Origin of the sequence: Rhodopirellula europaea 6C (assembly GCF_000338295.1) — a bacterium.
Taxonomy (GTDB): Bacteria; Planctomycetota; Planctomycetia; order Pirellulales; family Pirellulaceae; genus Rhodopirellula; species Rhodopirellula europaea.
In genome coordinates this window covers 13,479-33,186 of record NZ_ANMO01000006.1, presented here as the reverse complement: position 1 = coordinate 33,186, position 19,708 = coordinate 13,479, and the positions used below count along the sequence as shown (strand labels likewise).

16 protein-coding genes are annotated in these 19,708 nt (G+C 55.2%); 6 read left to right on the top strand and 10 right to left on the bottom strand.

What is annotated here, in order from left to right; all coding sequences use genetic code 11:
• Positions 1–17: 17 nt before the first annotated feature.
• From RE6C_RS00355 to RE6C_RS00335, 5 genes are all read right to left on the bottom strand, one after another.
• Entirely contained in the window at positions 18–497 is a 480-nt protein-coding gene (locus tag RE6C_RS00355) for a hypothetical protein (protein ID WP_008652792.1), read from the bottom strand.
• A gap of 75 nt (positions 498–572) precedes the next feature.
• Entirely contained in the window at positions 573–1,625 is a 1,053-nt protein-coding gene (locus tag RE6C_RS00350; protein WP_008652791.1) for a nucleoside hydrolase, read from the bottom strand.
• Positions 1,626–1,800: 175 nt separating this feature from the next.
• Positions 1,801–2,250 carry a hypothetical protein gene (locus tag RE6C_RS00345; RefSeq protein ID WP_008652790.1) on the bottom strand — a complete coding sequence of 150 codons (450 nt, stop codon included), beginning with the start codon at positions 2,248–2,250 and terminating at the stop codon, positions 1,801–1,803.
• On the bottom strand, positions 2,247–3,758 hold the full coding sequence (locus RE6C_RS00340; RefSeq protein ID WP_008652789.1) for a TIGR01777 family oxidoreductase: 1,512 nt from the start codon (positions 3,756–3,758) through the stop codon (positions 2,247–2,249). The genes RE6C_RS00345 and RE6C_RS00340 overlap by 4 nt, the downstream gene beginning before the upstream one ends.
• A gap of 6 nt (positions 3,759–3,764) precedes the next feature.
• Positions 3,765–4,787: a sigma-70 family RNA polymerase sigma factor gene (locus RE6C_RS00335; protein ID WP_008652788.1), complete on the bottom strand. Its 1,023-nt coding sequence runs from the start codon at positions 4,785–4,787 to the stop codon at positions 3,765–3,767.
• A gap of 462 nt (positions 4,788–5,249) precedes the next feature.
• Here RE6C_RS00335 and RE6C_RS00330 point away from each other — a divergent pair, with 462 nt between their 5' ends.
• Entirely contained in the window at positions 5,250–6,140 is an 891-nt protein-coding gene (locus RE6C_RS00330) for a MerR family transcriptional regulator (protein ID WP_039960806.1), read from the top strand.
• 79 nt (positions 6,141–6,219) lie between these two features.
• On the opposite strand, the gene RE6C_RS00325 is transcribed toward RE6C_RS00330, so the two are convergent.
• A complete protein-coding gene (locus tag RE6C_RS00325) occupies positions 6,220–7,506 on the bottom strand; it encodes a L,D-transpeptidase family protein (RefSeq protein WP_008652786.1) in 1,287 nt (428 codons plus the stop codon).
• 443 nt (positions 7,507–7,949) lie between these two features.
• Between RE6C_RS00325 and RE6C_RS00320 the strand changes: the two genes are divergently transcribed.
• From RE6C_RS00320 to RE6C_RS00310, 3 genes are all read left to right on the top strand, one after another.
• Positions 7,950–8,471 (top strand): hypothetical protein, encoded by a 522-nt coding sequence (locus RE6C_RS00320; RefSeq protein WP_008652783.1) that lies wholly within the window; start codon positions 7,950–7,952, stop codon positions 8,469–8,471.
• A 478-nt stretch (positions 8,472–8,949) separates the two neighbouring features.
• Positions 8,950–10,464 carry a type II secretion system protein GspD gene (locus RE6C_RS00315; RefSeq protein WP_236617822.1) on the top strand — a complete coding sequence of 505 codons (1,515 nt, stop codon included), beginning with the start codon at positions 8,950–8,952 and terminating at the stop codon, positions 10,462–10,464.
• 74 nt (positions 10,465–10,538) lie between these two features.
• Entirely contained in the window at positions 10,539–12,362 is a 1,824-nt protein-coding gene (locus RE6C_RS00310) for a hypothetical protein (protein ID WP_008652780.1), read from the top strand.
• A gap of 69 nt (positions 12,363–12,431) precedes the next feature.
• On the opposite strand, the gene RE6C_RS00305 is transcribed toward RE6C_RS00310, so the two are convergent.
• Positions 12,432–13,373: a dihydrodipicolinate synthase family protein gene (locus tag RE6C_RS00305; protein ID WP_008652779.1), complete on the bottom strand. Its 942-nt coding sequence runs from the start codon at positions 13,371–13,373 to the stop codon at positions 12,432–12,434.
• Between the two features lie 219 nt (positions 13,374–13,592).
• Between RE6C_RS00305 and hisN the strand changes: the two genes are divergently transcribed.
• On the top strand, positions 13,593–14,420 hold the full coding sequence (gene hisN / locus RE6C_RS00300) for a histidinol-phosphatase (RefSeq protein WP_007332750.1): 828 nt from the start codon (positions 13,593–13,595) through the stop codon (positions 14,418–14,420).
• A 143-nt stretch (positions 14,421–14,563) separates the two neighbouring features.
• Here hisN and RE6C_RS00295 read toward each other — a convergent pair whose 3' ends face one another.
• Together RE6C_RS00295 and RE6C_RS32355 are read right to left on the bottom strand one after the other, a co-directional pair.
• Entirely contained in the window at positions 14,564–15,826 is a 1,263-nt protein-coding gene (locus RE6C_RS00295; RefSeq protein WP_008652777.1) for a DUF1559 domain-containing protein, read from the bottom strand.
• Positions 15,827–15,889: 63 nt separating this feature from the next.
• The gene (locus RE6C_RS32355; protein WP_008652775.1) at positions 15,890–16,060 is read right to left on the bottom strand and encodes a hypothetical protein; all 171 of its coding nucleotides are present in this window, start codon (positions 16,058–16,060) and stop codon (positions 15,890–15,892) included.
• A gap of 338 nt (positions 16,061–16,398) precedes the next feature.
• On the opposite strand from RE6C_RS32355, the gene RE6C_RS00290 reads away from it, so the two are divergent.
• Positions 16,399–17,451: a nucleoside hydrolase gene (locus RE6C_RS00290; RefSeq protein ID WP_008652773.1), complete on the top strand. Its 1,053-nt coding sequence runs from the start codon at positions 16,399–16,401 to the stop codon at positions 17,449–17,451.
• A 48-nt stretch (positions 17,452–17,499) separates the two neighbouring features.
• On the opposite strand, the gene RE6C_RS00285 is transcribed toward RE6C_RS00290, so the two are convergent.
• Positions 17,500–19,590, bottom strand: coding sequence for a hypothetical protein (locus RE6C_RS00285; RefSeq protein ID WP_052034901.1), 2,091 nt, complete (start codon positions 19,588–19,590; stop codon positions 17,500–17,502).
• Between the last annotated feature and the right edge of the window lie 118 nt (positions 19,591–19,708).

Here is a 19,708-nt window from a genome sequence, read left to right as displayed (position 1 = left end):
AACGAAAGGGCCACCGATCAGTCGCTGTTTTGAATCTCTTCAATCAACGACTGACGTTCTCGCATGTAGCGTTGTCGCTCGGCTTTGTAGGTGCCCATTTTCGAATGCGAATTGATCATTCCAAATATTGCCATCCCGATGAAGACGATGCCAAACAAGGCCATCGGAGGGAATATCGTCGCGGCAAACAAGGTCCAAAACAGTCCGAAGACAATCACACAACCGGGCATGATGATCATGGCGGCCTGATTGGGCGGCTGAGTGATTTGATGACCTTCCTTGTTCGTGCCAAGCAACTTTAGCCGTCGACGTTCCCACTGTTCATCCAACCGATCCAGCGCCGCGTTGTGTTTGATCTGCGCGACGTCTTTGATCAGAGCCTCCGTCGTTTGCTTCAGGTCCTCCAGCATTTCAGTGGAGTAGGACGACCCGGTGTGGTGGATCGCCAAGCTCGCGTGGCAAAAACCACAGGTGACAAACTTGGCTTTCGCTTTCACGTCGATGGGAGCGCCACAATGGTCGCAACGGAGAGAGATCAGACGGGCACTCATGGATGTCAAAATCCTTTTGGGTCAACGCACCGGATGCGGTGGTTCACTGGAAAGCAACTGCAACGCTTCCAATGTCCGGGAGATTTGTTCGTCGTTCAACGTGAAGTGCTGATCGCGACCGTCTGCGTTTTCTTCAAACGTGGTCAGACCATCGTCGGCAACGGTGACCTTGCCGACCGAAGTCAATCCAAAATAATCGCGGGTTGGCCGCACCAATTGCAACACGCAAGTCAGGTCCCAAGTCGGGCGATCGTGTGGCGGTGGGTTGTAGGCGATGTATGCCTCGGCCAACGGATGGTGCTCCACGTAGCCAAAGTCTTGCTCGATGCTCTCGTGCGGGTAACGCAGTGCAATTCCAATTTCGTAACCGCTCCACAGAATCGGCGTCGGCCACTCTTTTGCCAACTTCTGAGCGGCGGGAATGTCTTTGACGACGTTGTACTCTTTGTGGTCATACGGCTGACCTTTGTTGTTCATGATCTGAGTGAAAGCACCCGCCATCACACTCAGTTTTGAAACCTTCTTCTTGATCAATTCCAACCCGGTGAGCGGGCTGATCTCATCGGCGGGCGAGTCGAGCAGGTTGGCCAAGTTGGTGGAGAATCCAACTTGAGCGATCACGACGCTGTTGTCGTCGGCCTTGGCCAGCGTACGCCGCAACACTTCGACGGCGTCGGGAGCATCTTTGCCACTTCGCAGATCGTGTGAATATCGGTCCTTGCCATTGTCTTGGATGGCGGCCAATCCGTTGAAGCGGCCTTCGCCGTTGGTGACATCACTGCGGCAAACGCCGATCGGAATGTCGCCGCGACCATAGAACGTGTTGATCACATCTGCGAACGGGGCGGCCAGTTCGTGGTCCTTGGTGATCGTGACGGCCAACAACTCGCATTCACCGCGTGATTGCAATGCGTGGATGACTCCCATGGCGAGTGCGTCATCGACGTCGTTGCCGAGGTCCGTGTCAAAGATCAGTTGAACGGGTTGGTCGGCACGAAGTGTCGTGCTGGAGCTGAGCAGGCCGAAGCAGACTGTGATCGCAAGCAGGAGCGATCCAAATGTTTTTTGAGACATGGGATGCGGGAGGTGGGAAGGGGGTGGGGGCATCGAAGTGTTTCGGAATGCGAAACACGGATGCGTATCTTAACCCAAACCCGTAAACGCAACACGCTCAGTCGCCGGAACGATTCACGCTGATGCGAAAGACGATTTCCGCGTTGGACAGATAATCCAACGACGATGATCGAGACTAAACCTTGGTCGGCAGCAGCGTCCACAAAGCCCAACCGACCAACAAGCCACGTATGGACCAGGCGATCGTGCGAATCCAATTGGTTGTCACCAATGTGGAATAAACGTTCGGCTGAAAACCCGATGCCAGCTTTCCGTGTGCCGGAACTTGCAAGGCAGCGGTGCTGACCCAAATCACAATCAGCAAAGCAATTCCCACCGCGGCCCAGGTGAACGAGATGTTCCCCGGGCGAGTCATCAGCAATCCGGCGGCGGTGGCGATTTCAATCAACATCGGGACGGCGACGATCGGCGTGATCAACCGAGCGTGATCCGTTGCGTAGCGAGCGAAGACATCTTCCCCGACGCGGTCGAACATCTTGTAGTGAACGATTTGAACCATCCAAATCAACCCGACCATGTACCAGGTCGACAATGCATTGAGCAGCAACAAGAGATTCGCGTTCATGCGGTTGCCTGCGTCGCCGGTTTGAGATCTTTGCCCAAAAGTGTTCGTAAGCATTCCTTCAAATCGGTGAAGCGGAACTTGTATCCAGTTTGCTGCAACTGCTCGGGCACCGCTCGCGAACTGGCCAGCAACAACGAGTCGGCCATCTCACCCAAAGCCAGACGAAGAGCAAAAGCCGGGGCCGGGAACAGCGCAGGTCGGTTAAGAACCTCACCCAGCACTTTCGCGAATTCGCGGTTTTGAATGGGTTCGGGCGAAACGAAGTTCACCGGGCCGTTGGTCTCTTCCTTTTGAATGCAATGAACGATCGCTCCGACGACGTCATCCAGTGCGATCCAAGACCACCATTGCCTGCCGCTCCCCAATTTGCCGCCCATCATTTTTGCCGGCAGCAGCATCTGTTGCAGTGCGCCGCCCTTCGGTGACAGTACGATGCCGAACCGTGTGTTCACGACTCGAATGCCAGCTTCTCGGGCGGGCTGGCAGGCGTCTTCCCACGGCCGAGCGACATCAGCCAGGAAGTCGTCGCCATCAGGGGATGTCTCGGTCAAAACTTCTTCGCCACGATTGCCGTAGATCCCGGTTGCCGATGCACAGATCAGCACGGGCGGCTTCGTTTGCAACTTGGCCAATCCCTCGCAAAGAGCCTGAGTCTTCTCCACTCGACTTTCGCGAATTTGTTCTTTCAATTCGGGCGTCCACCGCTTGCTCGCAATGCTCTTACCAGCCAAATGAACAACCACGTCGACTGATTCGAATTTCTCAAACTCAGCCGGATCACCCCATGCGGCGATGGAGCCCTCGTCACCGTGATCGCCTCGAGTGATCGTCATGACTTTGTGTCCGAGCAACGTCAGCGTCGTGCAAAGAGCATCGCCCACTAGTCCGCTTGAACCGGACACGGCGATCGTCTTGGGACTCATCGGGTAGTCAGCCATCATCTGCAAATCATCCTGGGTGACGCGGTGGCGATAGGCAAACATTGCTTCGATGGTTCGGCGAGCCTTGCCGCTACCAAACACCTTTCCCGCAACGCCCGCAGGCAATTTGTACTCGATCGCGTCGGTGAGCTGGGATCGGTTGGAATCGAGCGACTCGAAAAGATGCTGGTGAGCCCAACGTGCGAACGGACCGGAGTCTTGTACGTCGGCAAAGCCATGAGGTGGATCGTACCAGACGTGGCGAGCTTTCCATCGCACTGGGATGCCCGCGATCTTTGTCTTGAGAACGACCCGGCTTCCCGGTGCCAGCGACTGATCGGAATGTTCGACTTGGACGCTTTCCCAAGGCGGAGTCAATCGGTTCAGACAACCGGGGCGTTCGTGATACGCGAACGCTTCGTCGATGCTGACCGGCAATTCAACCGTTGCCGCGTAGTGATCCGTTCCGGGTTGAGATCGACATTCCTCGGGCAGCTCGGGGCGCCCGCCACTTTCGGACGATGCCGATTCGTCCGTGGATGAGACTGTGTTGGAAGAATGAGAAGTGTGATCGGAGTTTGATGCCACCGGAACCTACGCTTCCAACTCTGCCAACTGAACGTCACCTGCCATCGCACGGAGTTTGTCCATCGCACGGCGTTCGAGTTGACGAACTCGTTCTTTGGAGACACCCAACCGATCGGCGAGCGACTGCAACGTGTGAACTTTGCGGTGAGGTCCGAGCGAGAACCGAGCACGAATGATGAACTTTTCGCGACGATCCAAATCGCCCAGCATCACGCTGAGACGACTTCGCAATTCGTGCCATCGTTTTTCGCTGATCGCGGAAGAACGTTCTTCCTCACTGACATCGATATCCATGTCCTGCAGCCCCCCTTGGACCTTTTGACGTTCTTGTTGTTTTAACACAACGGTTCGGTACGAATTGCGTCGGACGACCTGAGTCGCGTAGGTGCTGAATCGGAAACCACGATCGAAGTCGAACTTTTCGACCGCGCGAATCAACGCCACGATTCCGTCGCTCAGCAAATCATCGAACGTGTTGTTTGGATTGACGAACTTCTTGACGATCGAGAACACGAGCCGCAAGTTGGCCTCAACAATTCGATCGCGGTGCCAATCGGCCAGAGCCACGAACAGCTCGATCAATTCCAATCGGTGTCGCGAAGGACGCTCGGGATTCAGGACGCTGCGATGAATTGCAGCCTGTTGCAGAAGGTAGTTCATCCGCTCGAACAACATCTTCTCTTGTTCGGGTTTGAGCAGAGGTGCTTCACACAATCTTCCCAAGTGGATCGGCAGGTCGACTCCGCTGCGACGAATCGTGGCAATTCCGAGTGCGGTTTCGCGAGGAGCCAAGCCCAGCGACTCGGAGAAGATCCGTTTTCCTTCTCGGACCGATGTGAACTTTTCGTTGGAGATAAAGTCGATCTCCTGACGCAGCCGGCGTTTGGTCAGTTTTCGCAGCGAGGCATGATCCTCGCCTGAGATGTCCGTCAACAGTGGCTGAACCTCAGCCATCGCCTGATCCAATTCCGAACAATTGAGCCAAGCGGGGCGGCGGGCAGGAACGGTGGAAGCGGTGAGGGTTGGCATTTTTCGACCTTCTCGAATGGCTGGGCGTGATGGCTGATAGCTGAATCGCAGGGTCAGTCAGGGAGGTGTCGACGACGGAAGTCACCAAACGGCAAATTCGAGTCAACTTCCTCTTCCAACCCAATGGACATGGAGACGCGAGTTCCGCAATTGATGTGCCGAATGATGCACTTGCGTGAACGTTTTGGTCTTTCAAAACGTTCAGAACGTCCATTGGTATATCGCCCCGTGGAACCGATTGCAAGCGAAATTCGCATCGAACTGAGAATTCATTGTTTTTCCAAGCCGCGAATTAGAAAGGAAATGAGCGGTAATCGATCATTTTCCGAGCTTGCAGTGAGCGGAAAACGTCCACCATTGTCGACCGATTACACTGGAAACGTTCAACCGAGGCGTTTAAAACGTTCACATCGTTCTTTAAAACGTTCACCTCGTTTCTCTTCTCTCATCCCAACGTGTCTCGTGGCAGCTCGTCAGCCCCAGTTCTCACCGAAAGAAGTCGCCGCGGCGATGGATGTCAGCGAGTCGTCGGTGAAGAGATGGTGCGACAACGGAACGATCCCGGTCATCAAGACAGCGGGCGGCCATCGCCGGATCACCCTGGACGCGTTGCAGGCGTTCGTGCACGCCAATGACCGGTGTTTGTTGAAGCCGGAGGTTTTGGGCCTGCCTCAGCTGTCGCCGGACCGGACGACTCGCATTGATGGGAACGAAGACCCGCTGAACCAAAATTTTCGCGATTCATTGGCCGAAGGCGACGAAGCGGCGTGTCGCGAGTTGATGGCCAAGAAGGTTGCGGCGGGTCACACGCGAAGCGAAGCGGCGGAGTCGTTGATCACCGATGCGATGCACGGTTTCGGCGAAGCCTGGGATTGCAACCAGCTGGATGTCTACCAAGAACGTCGTGGATGTGACATCGCGATGCGATTGATCTACGAGCTGCGATCTGAGATCCCTTCACCTCCCAAGTCCGCTCCGATTGCGATCGGTGGTGCACCGGAAGGGGATCCGTATCAATTGCCAACGATGTTGGTCGAGTTAGCGCTTCGCGAAGTTGGTTGGAACGCGACCAGCCTCGGCAATGACCTTCCAATGGAAAGCTTTGTCCAAGCGGCTCATGATTACGACCCGCAAATGGTTTGGATGAGCGTTTCCTCGGTCAGCGAACCGGGGATGTTTGTCGCGGCTCAGAACCAATTGGCCGATTCGCTAGGGGAAGACGTCCCATTGCTGATCGGCGGGCGAGCCCTATGTGACAAGCTGCGACCGCGATTGCGATACACGGCTCATTGTGACTCACTTCGTCACTTGGTCGAGCTTGCCGCTTTGATGCGGCTGAACCGGCAAAAGTAGATGTCTCGAAAACCCGGTGTCGCTCGGGCGATGACCGAGCGACGCTTAGAGTGTTTCTAAGTGGCGTCGACCCGGATCATTAGCGGATCGTGACCGACGATCCTTCGGACAGAATGCCAAACACGTCACGCGAATAATTGCCGGCCAGGCTGATGCAGCCCTTGTCGGTCGGAGCGTTCGCATCGGGACTTCCGTGGATGCTCAAACCGGATCCCAAATCGATCCACATCGACCCGTATGGGTTGCGTGGGTTGCCGGGCGGAATCGGTGTGCCTGACATGTCGTAGTAAGTTTTCGCGGATTGCTTTTCTTGGATGGTGTACGAACCAGGTTTAGGAGCCGGATCGTTTCCAACGGCAATCTTGAATCGTCCGGCGTACAAGTCACCCAGGAACAAAGTCAGTTCTTGGTACTTCAGATCGATGTCGCCACGAAATGGGCCGCGAACGACCTTCAAATCGGTGCCCGGCAAAATGGTGACTGGATCATCAACTCCGTTGATATTGGCCAGCAATTGCCACGGCACTTCATACTTTTTCGCGATGTCCATCAGTGTTTCGTTAGGACCGACACGATGCGGTTCTGCCAACAAGTGCTCGGACGAATAGATAACTTCGGCGGCCAACGGATCCAGACGACTGAGCAATTCGTCGCGTTGCTCGCTGGTCAAATTGGGTGTTTCGTAGAACAGGCTGAGTGTTGCCAAGGCTTCTCGTCGGCGATCGGAATGATATTGACGGTCGGCGGTCGCAATTGCATTGCTCAAACCTGCCGATGCGATCGCATTGGATTCAGTCGCAACCACATCGGGTGTCGATTGATTGGATGGCTTCACCGAGGCGATGGCGGTGTTCGGATCAGGCGACTGGTAGGTCGCTCCGGTCGATGTGTACTCTTGGTTCGGATTCAGTTGAATCGGTGTGCTCGAACCGGGCGTCACTTCAGGCAAACGGCTCGCTTGCATATCGGTGGCGGGGGAATCCAAATCAGACATCGAGAAAGAACTTGATTCCGTACCCAAGTTGTCCGTCGCCGACGCTGGTTGCGAAGGGATATCGGCGAAACTTCGATTGACGGAATCCATCGACATCGGATCAGACGGTGCATCGATTCCAACGTCGGCGCCTTCGCTACCGAGAGCCGATTCCAAGTCCCCGAACCCGCCGTTTGCAGCATCGTTCAATGCCAGATTGGACTGATCAAATGAGTTTGGATCGGCCGCCGTTCCATCATCGATCCCGAACTCCGCGAGGGGGTCGAGGGAGCCCAAGGCTTCAGGAATCCCATCGCTGATATCAAATGTATCGGCGTCTACGATGAGGTCCCGCGCCACTTCAGGCGGCAACGCATCTGGCGGTGTCGTCATCGATATCCAGGCCCCGTAAAGGACCGTCGTCATGAGTACGACAATGGCGGCTGTTTTCAAAGTCTGCACGGCAATAACTCCCCTGCCGGGTACGTGCTCACAAGGTGGATTTTGTAAGTGTTGCCTCTTCCATAGTGCATCGAAAGCGTTCAAGACCAGACCAATCTGCGGAGCGTCTGAACATTGAGCAGGTTCTAGCCTGAACTTTTCAAACGGTTTTTATTCGCCAGAGAATGAAAATTGATTTGTCCGCGCGACCGAACGCAAAAACGCAGCTTACGTTTCGGTGTCAAAACGAATGGCGGACTTCGGAACGAACCCACCCGGCCAACATGAGAAACTTGTTTCGAATGACGGTGGGTTGCCCACGGAAGTCTGGATTCGCGATTCGAATTGACATGCTCCTAGATTGCCCACTTTGCTCCAAGAATGATTTTAAACCGATGAAAAAAATTGCCCTTGCCCTGACTGCCCTTTTGTCCGCTGGTTCCGTCTCGACATTGTTCGCCGACACAACGGACTCACAAAAATTCACCGCGAACGTTTCGGTCGCGATGAGCGTGACGGCTCCTGCCGACGCGGTCCTGACTCACGATGAAACTCACGCCAACCAAACTTTCACGGCGCAACCGTGGAACGTGATTGGCAACAGCCAAAACGGTGTGAGCGTTTCTTTCGCGACCGATGGTCCGTTTGTGAACACAGCTGATCCCAACTTCAAACGAGATGCGAAATTGGGATTGTCCATCAACAGCCAAACCGGTCCGGGATCGTTCTCGATCTCGCAGGCCACCGGCCAAACGGACTATGCCAACTCGGTCAACATCGCAACCGTTTCCGCCGTCAGTGACGGTGTCTCGAATGCAACGTTGGACTTGTCGGTCGAGTTCATCACTGGCACGTTCGGCTCATTCGCCGCGGGAACTTACGAGACAACCGTGACGGGTACGATCACGGCTCTTTGATCCGTCATCAGTAACGATGCCCCCTGGATGATTCGTTTTTCGCGAATTCATTCCATCCCCACGAGTTGAAAGCGGTGACCTGCCCACGCCATCGCGATCTGGAAAGCCGCATGATTTGCCCCTGGTTCAACAGTGCCCCGTTGAACTGATTGCGGCACTTCTTTGATCAACAACTCGACAATGCGACGGCCCGTGAGAAATCACGGGCCGTCTGCATTGATGCTCAGTAGTTTCCCGCCCCAACGCTACTGAACGCTGGCACGAGTCACGATCGTGAACGATCGATTTGATGACGCTTTTTACGGTGGTAAATCGCAACCGCTTCAGGAATCGGGGTGGGCGTACAACTGTACAACCACTAACAGCAACGATCAGTGAAACATCTCGTTTCGCTTCTTTGCCCACATGAGATGCATCGTTGCTGTTTTTGATTTGCCCGAAGCCGATCCCTCGGATGCTCTGCATTCGAATGAAAAGAATGCTGGGGTTGATCTGCTTTTTCTTCTCGTTGGTGGGGTGTGCCTACCGGCCAGATTACCATCGAACCTCCATCGATGAATTGATCCAGCAATCATTGGATCAGTCCAACGCGTCCACTGGCGGCGATCCGGAGATGATCGGAAACGTTCACGACCACTCTGTCGTTGTTGACGGCGTGATGGTTGATCACGGCGACACCGTGATCATCGAAGAAGAACATTCGATTGATGGATTCAGCCAAACGCCTCAGGAAGAGATCATTCCATTGGAACTGATCCCGATCTCGCAGGCTCGATCTTCGCAGATCGCTCGCGTCAACTACGACGAGGACTACTTGATCAATGAGGAATTCATCGAGACTGATGTTCGCGAAGTGCTGACGTTGTTGGCCACCGACGCCAGCTTGGATTTGGTGTTGGACGACAACGTAGCCGGAATTGTCAACGCACAAATCAATGATCTGACCGTCGATGAAGCGGTTGAAAAGGTCTTGCTGCCTTTAGGATTGGCATCGTCCCGCCGCGGAAAGCAATTGATTGTCGCGCCGCCCGATCCCGCCTCGCCACTTTTCGCGATGGTGTCGATCAAGACCCAGTATCAACCTCTGCACATGGATCCAAACACATTGTTGGAAACGGTGCCGGTGTCTTGGTTGCAATACGTGACAGTGATCGAGCAAGCCAAAACAATGTTGGTCGAAGCACCACCGCGAATCGCTAACGACATCGTGTCACGTTTTCAAAACATCGATCAGCCAATTCCGCAGGTGGTGTTGGAGGCAATCATTTGTGTGGTATCGCCGGACTCTGGTTTTCAGTTTGGGTTGGATTGGCAACACGCGGTCGAAATGGACGGCGTGAAAGAACTCTCGCTCAGCGCGTCTGGTTTGGCGTTGAACGGTGAACTTTCGCAAGCCGGTTTGGATGCGATCTTTTCTGACTTTGGAAACACTTCCGCGTTCGTTCGATTGCTTTCCGAAAAAGGTTACTTGACCATCCGCGCGACACCACACGTGATGGCCAAGGATGGCGAGCAAGCCAACATTGCCATCAATCGCGAAACGTTCTTCAGTGTGCAACCACCGGGATCGACCGGAAACAACTCAGTGTTCTTTCAACAGAACATTCAAAAGGTCGATGCCGGAATCATGTTGGACATTACACCACACATACGTGGTGACGAAGTGACGATCGATATCGAGAAAGCGGAGGTCAGTGAGGATGTTCGAAATGCAACCCCGGCTCTGTCAATCAATCAGTTCCCGATCATCAACCGCCGAAGTGTTTCCACAACGGTCAGTGTCAAAGACGGCAAAACCATTGTCATTGGTGGATTGGTCCAAAGAGAGACGGTCGATCGAGTCAATCGCATTCCAGGACTGAGTCGACTGCCCGGAGTGGGCTACCTTTTTCAAACGACCCAGCGGCAAACGCGCGACGCGGAAGTGGTGATTTTTATCTCACCAAGAATCGTTCGATCGACCGGCAGCGCATTCATCACCTCGGGTGGATAATTTCGCGTGCTGATCGCGATGCCGCGTGAACTTTCGACTCAGCATTGACGCTCTTCTCTCGGACAACCTCTTCGATGAAAACACTTGCTCTTATCCAGCCAACGATGCGTTTCATTCAACAGCCTCTTGAGTACAACGCGGAACGAGACAACGCTTCGCCAACGCGTGTTCGCTCCCGTCGCGTACGAATTTGGATGCTTGCTTGTTTGGCATCGATGATGATGTCGAGTGTTGTACAAGCTCAAACACCCGGAGTTCGGACGGGGGCCATCGACGCTCGCGACGGTCGTCGGGTGAGCATCGAACAACGAGTCGAACAAGCGTTTCGAATTGAGCCAGTCGTGCAACGGTTCAAAGGACGCCGTGGAGAGGTGATCCCTTTCTCGTTCACTGTCACATCGACGGGCAAGACGATGCAGATCGATGTGTCGCCGATTCAATTGCGACAGGAGGAGTCCGGTATCATCTTGCACGATGAACACAGCCCGCCGATGGAAGGCGTGAAGTTCACGACTCCGACCCGGTTCACCTTGAATGCGGGCGAAACGGTGGAACTAAAGGGGACGGTGACGATCCCGCTGGCGAAGACAAACTATTTGTCGTTTGGGTTGTTGGTGCGTGATGAGGGAATGGTCGACGAACCGACGGAGGACGATGCCATCGGAGGTCAAACGCGAGCCGCCATTCGCTACGTCACGCAGTATGTTCTTCGCGTGGACGTTGAAACAGGTTTGACGAATCTGAGCAGCATTGAGCAGATGGAAATCGAAGACGCTCAAGTCGTCTCGCACGAAGGCATGCCGTACATCCGCGCTTACGTCAAAAACCCAAGCAACTTTGCACTGGAGTGTCGTGTTCGAGCGGAGCTGTCGCACAAAGAATCCGCCAATGCATCGAAGTCTCGCTCGTCCGATCCGATCGCATTGTTCATGCCTTCGCGGGCCAACCTGGACGATGACGAGAAGTATTTGGTCCGCATGATGCCCAACGCTCGCCTGCGTTTGGAGGCTCCGCTGGAGACGTCGTTGATTGATGGACGATACGATTTGAATTTGATGGTTAGCAACGGCCGACGGACGATGTTGGAGCGGACGTTCCCACAGACGTTGCTGGTGAATTCCTTCCGTGCCCTGGACACTCGCATCGCCAACCTGGGACCCGGCGTGACGTTGGAACCAGCCCAGATCGAACTGGGGCGTGTCGAAGGAACGCAACGAATGGTGACGTTGGAAGTGAAGAACAACAGCGACGATGACCAATTGATTCATTTGGTTCCTCGCGATCATCTTGGCGACCCGATGAGTCGGCTGATGTTGTCGAGCACCAAGTTTGAATTGACCGCCGGTCGATCCAAAACCATCCGTGCTCTCTTGCGAGGCGTGTCGAAAGAAACGTCGCAGTGGGGAACGCTGGACATCATTCGACGCAACCTCAAAACGCCCAACGACGTGGAGTCCGCAACGTCATTGCCTCTCGAGTTGGTTCACAAACAACGGCCGCAATTGACGGTCGCAGCCGGACCATTGCAGTGGGCAAACCTGACCGACGGAAACGCGTTCGTGATCGAAGTTGCCAATGAAGGCGATGGCTATGCACCGATTCAAGGTGAATTGCTATTGGGCCGAGACGATGGTTCTCGCCCTCACCGGTTGCTGGATGGCTTTGGCCGTTGGTTGGCTCCCGGTCAAAAACGCGAATTGCAATTTCATCTTCCGGCGGAGATCGATGCCGGGCGATATCAGATTCGTTTGACCGTTCGTTCACGTGACAATTTGTCGGTGGAAGAACAGGTCGTGGTGTTGGATTTGACCGAAGAGATGCTGCGAGGTTCGCAGCAGACCAGCAATGACGCCGCTGCGGTTTCGAACGCGGACGTCGATTCCAACTCACTTCGCTAGCATCGCCGGCGTTGACGAATCAGCGTGCAAATCAGCCATTGCGAATCAGCATTTGCAAATCAGTGTTGATCACGCATCTTTGCCGGGCCAGTTTGACCACCACGTGCGGAACAGCCGCCATTGGTCATGAAGGAATTCGCGTTGGCTGTCGCTCAGATGGTCGCTCTTGTTGAAGTGATGCTCGTACTCGGCGTGGCCTTCCAGCACCATCAAGTACTTGTAGTGCAGGACCAAATCCGGACCGTCGTCAAACTTGGAAAGAACCGCCAACGCACTTTCGAGCTCGGCGGCGTATCGGCGAGCTTCCACGTCGCCGTTTTGCGCCCGCTGGCAAAGATCGACCAACTTCAAAATCTCGGTCGGCAACGCGTTTCCGACACCGGTGATCGCTCCGGCGGCTCCGCAGCGAACAAAGCCGTGGAAGACTTGCGTGTCGACGCCGACCATCAGGGTCAAGTTGGCATCGCCGCTGGTGATGTGTTCGGCGGCGTACGACAATGATTCCGCACCGCCAAATTCTTTGAAGCCGACCAAGTTCGTATGTTTTTCGCGAAGGGCGAAGAACAAATCGGCTTTCGTTTCAAATCCGTAATACGGGCTGTTGTAGATCACCGCGGGCAATGCTTCGCCGGCGGAAAGAACTCGTTTGAAGTGGTTGGCCTGCGCCTGTTGCGACGTGCCTCGCGAAAGCACTCGGGGGATGACCATCAATCCGGCCGCACCGACGGTGGCCGCGTGGGCGGCGTGTTCAGCGGCCAGCTTTGTGTTTTGGGCTCCCGTGCCGACGACGACTGGAACGCCAGCCCGCACCAATTCGGTCACGCCTTGTTGACGTTGTTGATCGCTCAGCAGTGGCCAATCGCCCATCGAGCCACAATAGACCACCGCGTGCATCCCTCGTTCGATCAGGTCCACGCCGGTTTTGACCAGTGCATCCCACATCGGCTCGCCATCGGCGGTGCATGGGGTCATCAAAGCGGGAATGCAACCACGGAAAATGTTGTCGGCCATGAAAAGAACGCCAGCACGATGAAAGAGAGTTCGAAGAGTCAGAGATTGGGGCCAAACATACACATGTCCCCGCCGAATTGAAGCCACCCGGGTAGTACGTCGTTCGCTCGCTCATTTAGATTGTTGGCGAGAACTCGAATGTCTCGCTCTCGCGGGGCACGAACGTCGCGGACGTATCGAGATTCCGTTTTTCCACCTCACTCGCAACTTTGGTTTCTCATGTCGGATTGGACTCCCACCCAGTGGCAATCGGAACACGATGGACGGTTGACCGCGATGGTTGATATCGCATTGAAGGCCGGCCAGCACACGCTGACTCACTATGGAAAGCCATCGCTTTCCGTGGATCGCAAATCCGATGATTCACCGGTGACCATCGCTGACCGCGAAGCTGAGCAATTGGTTCGCAAGCTGGTCGCGGAACAATTCCCGGACGATGCAATCGCGGGCGAAGAGTTTGCTGACAGCGAAGGAGCCAGCCGATATCGCTGGGTTGTCGATCCAATCGATGGAACCAAATCGTTTATTTGTGGTGTGCCGCTGTACAGCACGTTGTTGGCGTTGGAATGCGATGAGACACCGATTGGCGGAGTCATCTACCTGCCCGCAACCGATCAAATCGTGGTGGCCGCGTTGGGTGGCGGTTGTTTCCACAGCGATGACCTGAAGACGTGGAGTGAAGCTCGCGTTTCGGAACAAACTGATTTGTCGAAAGCTGTCTTTGTCACCAGCGAAGCGAAGTCGTTTGGTGATCGTGGCGAAGGACCTCGCGGCGACACCGACGTCTTCGAAGCCCTGCAGCGAGAAACTTGGCTGACACGAACATGGGGCGATGGTTATGGCTACGCGATGGTCGCGACCGGTCGTGCGGACCTGATGGTCGACCCGATCTGCAATGCTTGGGACGTCGCGGCGATGGCTCCGATCATGAGCGAAGCTGGTGGGCGATTCACTTCATGGAAAGGCATCGACACGGTCCGCGGTGGCGACGGTGTTGGAACGAACGGTCATCTGCACGATGCTGTGTTGGCTCTCCTGAAGAAGTGAGCAATCACGACGCACGAGAAGGAAGGCTTCGGCACTCTTGTTCGTCTCTAAAAAGATTTCAAGCAACAAAAAGAGCCACCGCGAATACAGTTCGTGGTGGCTCTTTGATTTTTCGATCATGCGTCTCAACCGACGTTGGTTGATCAGAATTCTTGATCGATCACTTCTTTGGATGCACGTGTTCCCAATGCACCCCAAATGCCGTACGGGCTGGGGGATCCGGCGGGATTGATTGCCCACCCGTCCCATCGAACCGGTGGAGCACCTGAGTTGCCGGCATCGATCGACTCAGTGATGAATTTCACCGCACCATCGGCCATCAAGACATGCACACCACCTTGATGATGGCTGCTCGGTGGCAAGATGCCTTCGTTGTGGCGGTTCCCTTGCATGCAGATTTCCGAGTTTGGCGGCAGGATCGTGTTCATCGCGGAGAACAGAGGACGCCCGTAGGCCCATTTGTATCCACGTTCCATCTCGCCCGCCGGACCGGTGATTGCTGGCGATGCGACAAACGGTGCACCATTACGCCAAAACAATGGACGTTCAGGATCGATCATGTTGCGACATGCAAGCGCATTGTCCGGACCGGTCGGGTCTCCGCTATTGGCTTGGATGCTTGTCGGGGCATCCGGTGGCAAAGCACGGATGTCGCGGTCGCCGAGGCTGGTGATGATCTCACCGGCGGCGATGGTGTTGGACAATCCATCCAGGATTTCTCGGAAGCTGGTTGAACGGCTCGAAACAAAGGTTCCTCGGCAGGCTGCTCGTTCGGCTTGGGCCCAATTGCCGTTGGGAATATTGGCGCGATCCTGTTCTGCACCAACGTGCATGTGGTGAGTTGAGTCACCCAAGCACGCAGCGTAGTTGGTGCGGCCTTGAGCTGGCAGGCCTTCGCCGGGATCACTGGGGCATCGCAACGTTGGAACGTTGGTCAACCACGGGCGATAGCGATTGCCTGCTGCATTGTGGTCGCTCAAATTCATGCGAGCGTCGGGGCCCATCGCTTGGAAGTCGATGACGCCATCGCCGTCCGAGTCCATTGGATTGCTGATTTGTTCCCACAACGCTTGTTGCTCAAAGAACGGTGTCAGTCCCGGCAACCAGCTCAGTTCGTTTCGGTTGTGTCCGCCGCCACCATCTGCACGACGCGATGGGTTGGGATTTCCTGAATTGGCGGTGTTTGTGGTTCCAGCGGCATGCGCCGGAAGCAGGTTGTAGGCGGAGTGGTAGTTGTGCAGTGCCAAACCAATTTGTTTGAAGTTGTTGCTGCAGCTCATTCGACGTGCCGCTTCACGGGCAGCTTGAACGGCAGGCAACAAGAGTCCGACAAGGACTCCGATGATTGCGATGACCACCAACAATTCGACCAGTGTGAATCCCTTGGATTGGGTTCGATATGGCATGGGATGTGGTTCCTGTGTATGAATCAAAAAGAAATCAGATGAGAAGAGTCTTCACCACCGTGATTAGTTCGCGGTGTCGCCGTCATCCAGCGAAGCATTGCTGTCGTAGTCGTGCGGGTTTTCCTCGACGTACTGGGTCAGTTCATCATCCGATGGTGCGGAGGTCGCGGAACCATCGCAACCGACGGAGCCAATCAGGGCTCCGAGCATCAGTAACCAAAACAAATTCTTCATTTTGTTCGCCTTGTTAAGAACGAGAAATAAGGTAGGACGATTTCAGGGTGGGCATGATTGGCTCGTGGCATAACTCGGACGCTTTCCGCGGTTCGCGAATCGAGTCTGGAAGGCCGGTGCCCCGCTCTTGCGAGCGGGTATTGTAGTCGCCCGTAATGAAATCTATAGCCTTTGCGTGCGAAATGTGAACCCCTTTCCAGAGACTAAAGTGGCGGAAAACACCGCTCTCGCCGATCATTTTGCGACATACCCCGTTTGGAACCGGTTTCGACGGCCCGTAAAAAATTTGGGGTTTTCACAGTTTTTTTTCTCCAGTCCTCTCTTTCGAAAGCGCTTTGATGTTCCGACGAACCATCCCCCTTTTGCTCACGTTCGGCCTGATCGACTGCTTAGATGTCCGTGCGGAATCCGATGGTGCCTCGGAGGTCAAACCGACGCCGGTGATCTTTGACACCGACATCACCGGAGACTGTGACGATGTGTTGGCACTCGCGATGTTGCACGCACTGGAGGATCGCGGTGAGTGCGAACTAAAAGCGGTCACCATTTCGAAGGTCAACCCGCTCGCCGCACCGTTCGTTGATGCGGTCAACACGTTTTATGGCCGTGGCGACATTCCAATCGGTGCGACACGGGACGCCCAGCATCGTCCAAGTCGCTATCTGGAATTGTGCAAAGTTCGCGATCGAGATTCGCTGCGATACCCGCATGATTTGCTGAGCAGCGACGACGCTCCCGAAGCGGTGGATGTCTTGCGCCGCACATTGGCCGAGGCAGAAGATGCTAGCGTCGTCATCATCCAAGTTGGCTTGGCGGCCAACCTGGCGGATTTGCTGGAATCGAAAGCCGACGCAATCAGTCCGTTGGACGGTCCAGCGTTGCTGCAAAAGAAGTGCAAGCTGATTTCGGTGATGGCGGGATGCTTTGGCCCAACGCTTGGTAAACCCAGACATGATGAAGCGAACGTCGTCAACGGAATCGATGCCATGCGTCGATTCGCCGATCAGTCACCCGATGACGTTCCCGTCGTGTGGAGTGACTATCGAATTGGAATCGCGGTGCCCTACCCACGTGAAAGCATTGCTCGCGACTATTCCTATGTACCGCACCATCCGGTCCGTGAAGCGTATCTGATGCACAGTGGTCCTAACCATGATCGGCCAACGTGGGATTTGACCAGTGTGCTGTACGCCGTTCGCCCTGACGACCACTACTTTGATTTGTCGGAACCGGGACGCGTGGTGGTGGACGAAGAAGGCTTCACCGAGTTTCTTCCCGATGAAAATGGTCGCGACCGATTGATGGAGATGAGTCCTGAACAATCCATTCGCGTGATCGAAGTCCAGCGAGCTCTTTCGAGTCAGCCACCACGTCAAGCGGTTACCCAGTGAGTTTCCGTTGCCCGTGTGCTGCACATTGCAGGGCCGATGACCCAATCACTAGAACTCGATGAGCTTTAGCTTGCCCGGGATGCCTTGCTCGCCAATGTGTCCGGTCGCTTCGAGTTCAATCGGGCCGCGTCCGATCTGGTCGGGCGTTAAGGAAACGGTTCCGGACGTGCCGCTGGTTTCTGCTACGACACGACCGAGATGCTTCAATTCAATTCGCTCCGCGTCAGGGCAAGCGAGCTTGATTCGCAGTGTCTCGCCGTCGGTTGATAAAACATCGATGGTCGGCAGGATGTTGGGATTGCCCAAAACCAAAGTGTCGGTGATTGTGATTCGTGGTTGCGTCGTGTGGCGTCCGATCAACACGGCTCGGCAACGCAGAGCTCCTTCCAGATTCTTCGGTAGTTTAACCTCGATCTTTTTCGCGGGACGAGAAACCGCGATTCGTTTGTCTTGCAGATACAGTTCGATCGCTGCGGTTGGCGATGTGTTCTCATTGCCCGGCAGAGCTTGCCAGAAGAAATTGACCGGGATTTTGTCACCCATCGGTTCGCCGACTTCCATTCGAACAAAGTCAATCGGAGCTTTCGCGAAGGGCTGGCAGGCTGGGTCGCCGACGATCAACAATTGGTACGGCGATGTGGTTGTCAAATAGAACGCTTCGATCGCCGAGACCCCTTCCGCGTAATACGCATGCATCATGGGCGTCGGAAATTTTGGAATCAACGAATAGGGTTCCGCGACGGCACCGCTGCTGATCGCCGCTCCGGCATGCAGCAACTCGGTCAGCTTGGTTTGCGAGTTGGTTTCAAAGGCCGCGCCCAAGCTAGTGAGATTTTCGGCGATGGCTCCCGGAACCATCGACCACGGTTGATTTTTGGCATCGAAGCTGGCCGCTCCCAACATCAATCCAATGTATCGCTTGTTCGACGTTGGCAATTTCGATGAGAAGATCTCAACGTCGCGATCGCGTGACATCAACCAAGCCAAACCGTCGGCGTACAACGGTTCGCGGGTTGTGACCCGAACGTCCGATGTCTTGGCAAACGCGACCGTTCCATCAGGGTAGCTTCGGTCAGCCTGGTGAGCTCGTTTCAAAACATCAATGGCTTGCTGGAGCGTGCTGCCGCGCTCGTGCACCACGCCCAACACGCAGGACAGCATGTATGGCATACCGCCCTTGGCGCTGGGAATCATATGTCCGGTGCTTGTCCATCCAACGCTGGCCGAGAAGGGAACCGGTCCTTGGTTCTTCATTGGGACGTCTTGTAATTGATCCACGACCGCGTCGAAGCCCACGGTCGAGGCCAGCTTTTGCAGCGACTCCGATTCTTCGATGTAACGTCGGTTGGACCAACCCGACGCCGCCGCCAGCGTGAACCGTTCGAGTGCGGCGTCCATGTCGCCGGCGTTCGCAAACGCTTCGGCGGCGCGAATATTCAGTGGATGCAACGTCGGATAGTCGTCGGCAATGTTTGACCAAAGTTCGGCAGCCTGTGTCCAATCATCCGCGGTGGTCGCTTCGTTGGTTGCGGTTTCAGCTGCCTTGAATTCTTCGCCAGTCTCGCCCGCAAATGGATTCGCGAAATGGCGTTCAAATCGGCCGCGAGCGTAGAAGTTACTGCCCCAACCCAGGTAGTCCGGCGAATCGGAGAGTACCCAGCGGTAGAAGAAAGTCATCGAGTTGATCGACGCGACCGGACGCTGATACTTTTTCTGGTTCTCGTCAGTCAGCTGTTTGGTGTGTTCGCGAATGTCGACCGCGGTGGGGAATCCGGCCGAGTACGCAATCACCTGCGCGTTCGCGGCCAGCTTGCGACGGTTGAGCTCATTCAGAACCGGCCGCAAAATCTTTTCGCGAAAATCGTTCAGCGAGACTCGCAGGCCACCTGGGACGTCCTCCAACAAAACAATGTTGGCTGGCGGGATCTCACGCAGATGGACGTAGTGGTTTGCCAGGGTCAACGAATCTTGCGAATTCGCGTTGACGACGACGATGATGTTTTCGCCGCTGATTCCGGCGTTTGTCGAGCCGCAAAACAGACAACCGATCAGCACCAGCCCCAACAGACAACTCAATCGCCGCGACGATGGAAGGCAGCGAAAGGCGGACGCTATCAAGTGAAGTGTTTGCGAAAGCATCGATTGAGAATCGTTTTCGGAATGGGATGGTGCCTGTGGGACCACCCCATTGTAGAACGATAGCATCAGTCATTTCGCGGTCGCACGGTTCCTCGATCACGGGATTTCGAAGAATCCC

Excerpts from the sequence above, each read along its gene's own strand:
- RE6C_RS00350 (WP_008652791.1), bottom strand. The coding sequence starts at position 1,625 with ATGTCTCAAAAAACATTTGGATCGCTCCTGCTTGCGATCACAGTCTGC.
- RE6C_RS00345 (WP_008652790.1), bottom strand. The coding sequence starts at position 2,250 with ATGAACGCGAATCTCTTGTTGCTGCTCAATGCATTGTCGACCTGGTAC.
- RE6C_RS00335 (WP_008652788.1), bottom strand. The coding sequence starts at position 4,787 with ATGCCAACCCTCACCGCTTCCACCGTTCCTGCCCGCCGCCCCGCTTGG.
- RE6C_RS00325 (WP_008652786.1), bottom strand. The coding sequence starts at position 7,506 with ATGACGACACCGCCAGATGCGTTGCCGCCTGAAGTGGCGCGGGACCTC.
- RE6C_RS00320 (WP_008652783.1), top strand. The coding sequence starts at position 7,950 with ATGAAAAAAATTGCCCTTGCCCTGACTGCCCTTTTGTCCGCTGGTTCC.
- RE6C_RS00315 (WP_236617822.1), top strand. The coding sequence starts at position 8,950 with ATGCTGGGGTTGATCTGCTTTTTCTTCTCGTTGGTGGGGTGTGCCTAC.
- RE6C_RS00310 (WP_008652780.1), top strand. The coding sequence starts at position 10,539 with ATGAAAACACTTGCTCTTATCCAGCCAACGATGCGTTTCATTCAACAG.
- RE6C_RS00305 (WP_008652779.1), bottom strand. The coding sequence starts at position 13,373 with ATGGCCGACAACATTTTCCGTGGTTGCATTCCCGCTTTGATGACCCCA.
- hisN (WP_007332750.1), top strand. The coding sequence starts at position 13,593 with ATGTCGGATTGGACTCCCACCCAGTGGCAATCGGAACACGATGGACGG.
- RE6C_RS00295 (WP_008652777.1), bottom strand. The coding sequence starts at position 15,826 with ATGCCATATCGAACCCAATCCAAGGGATTCACACTGGTCGAATTGTTG.
- RE6C_RS32355 (WP_008652775.1), bottom strand. The coding sequence starts at position 16,060 with ATGAAGAATTTGTTTTGGTTACTGATGCTCGGAGCCCTGATTGGCTCC.
- RE6C_RS00290 (WP_008652773.1), top strand. The coding sequence starts at position 16,399 with ATGTTCCGACGAACCATCCCCCTTTTGCTCACGTTCGGCCTGATCGAC.
- RE6C_RS00285 (WP_052034901.1), bottom strand. The coding sequence starts at position 19,590 with ATGCTTTCGCAAACACTTCACTTGATAGCGTCCGCCTTTCGCTGCCTT.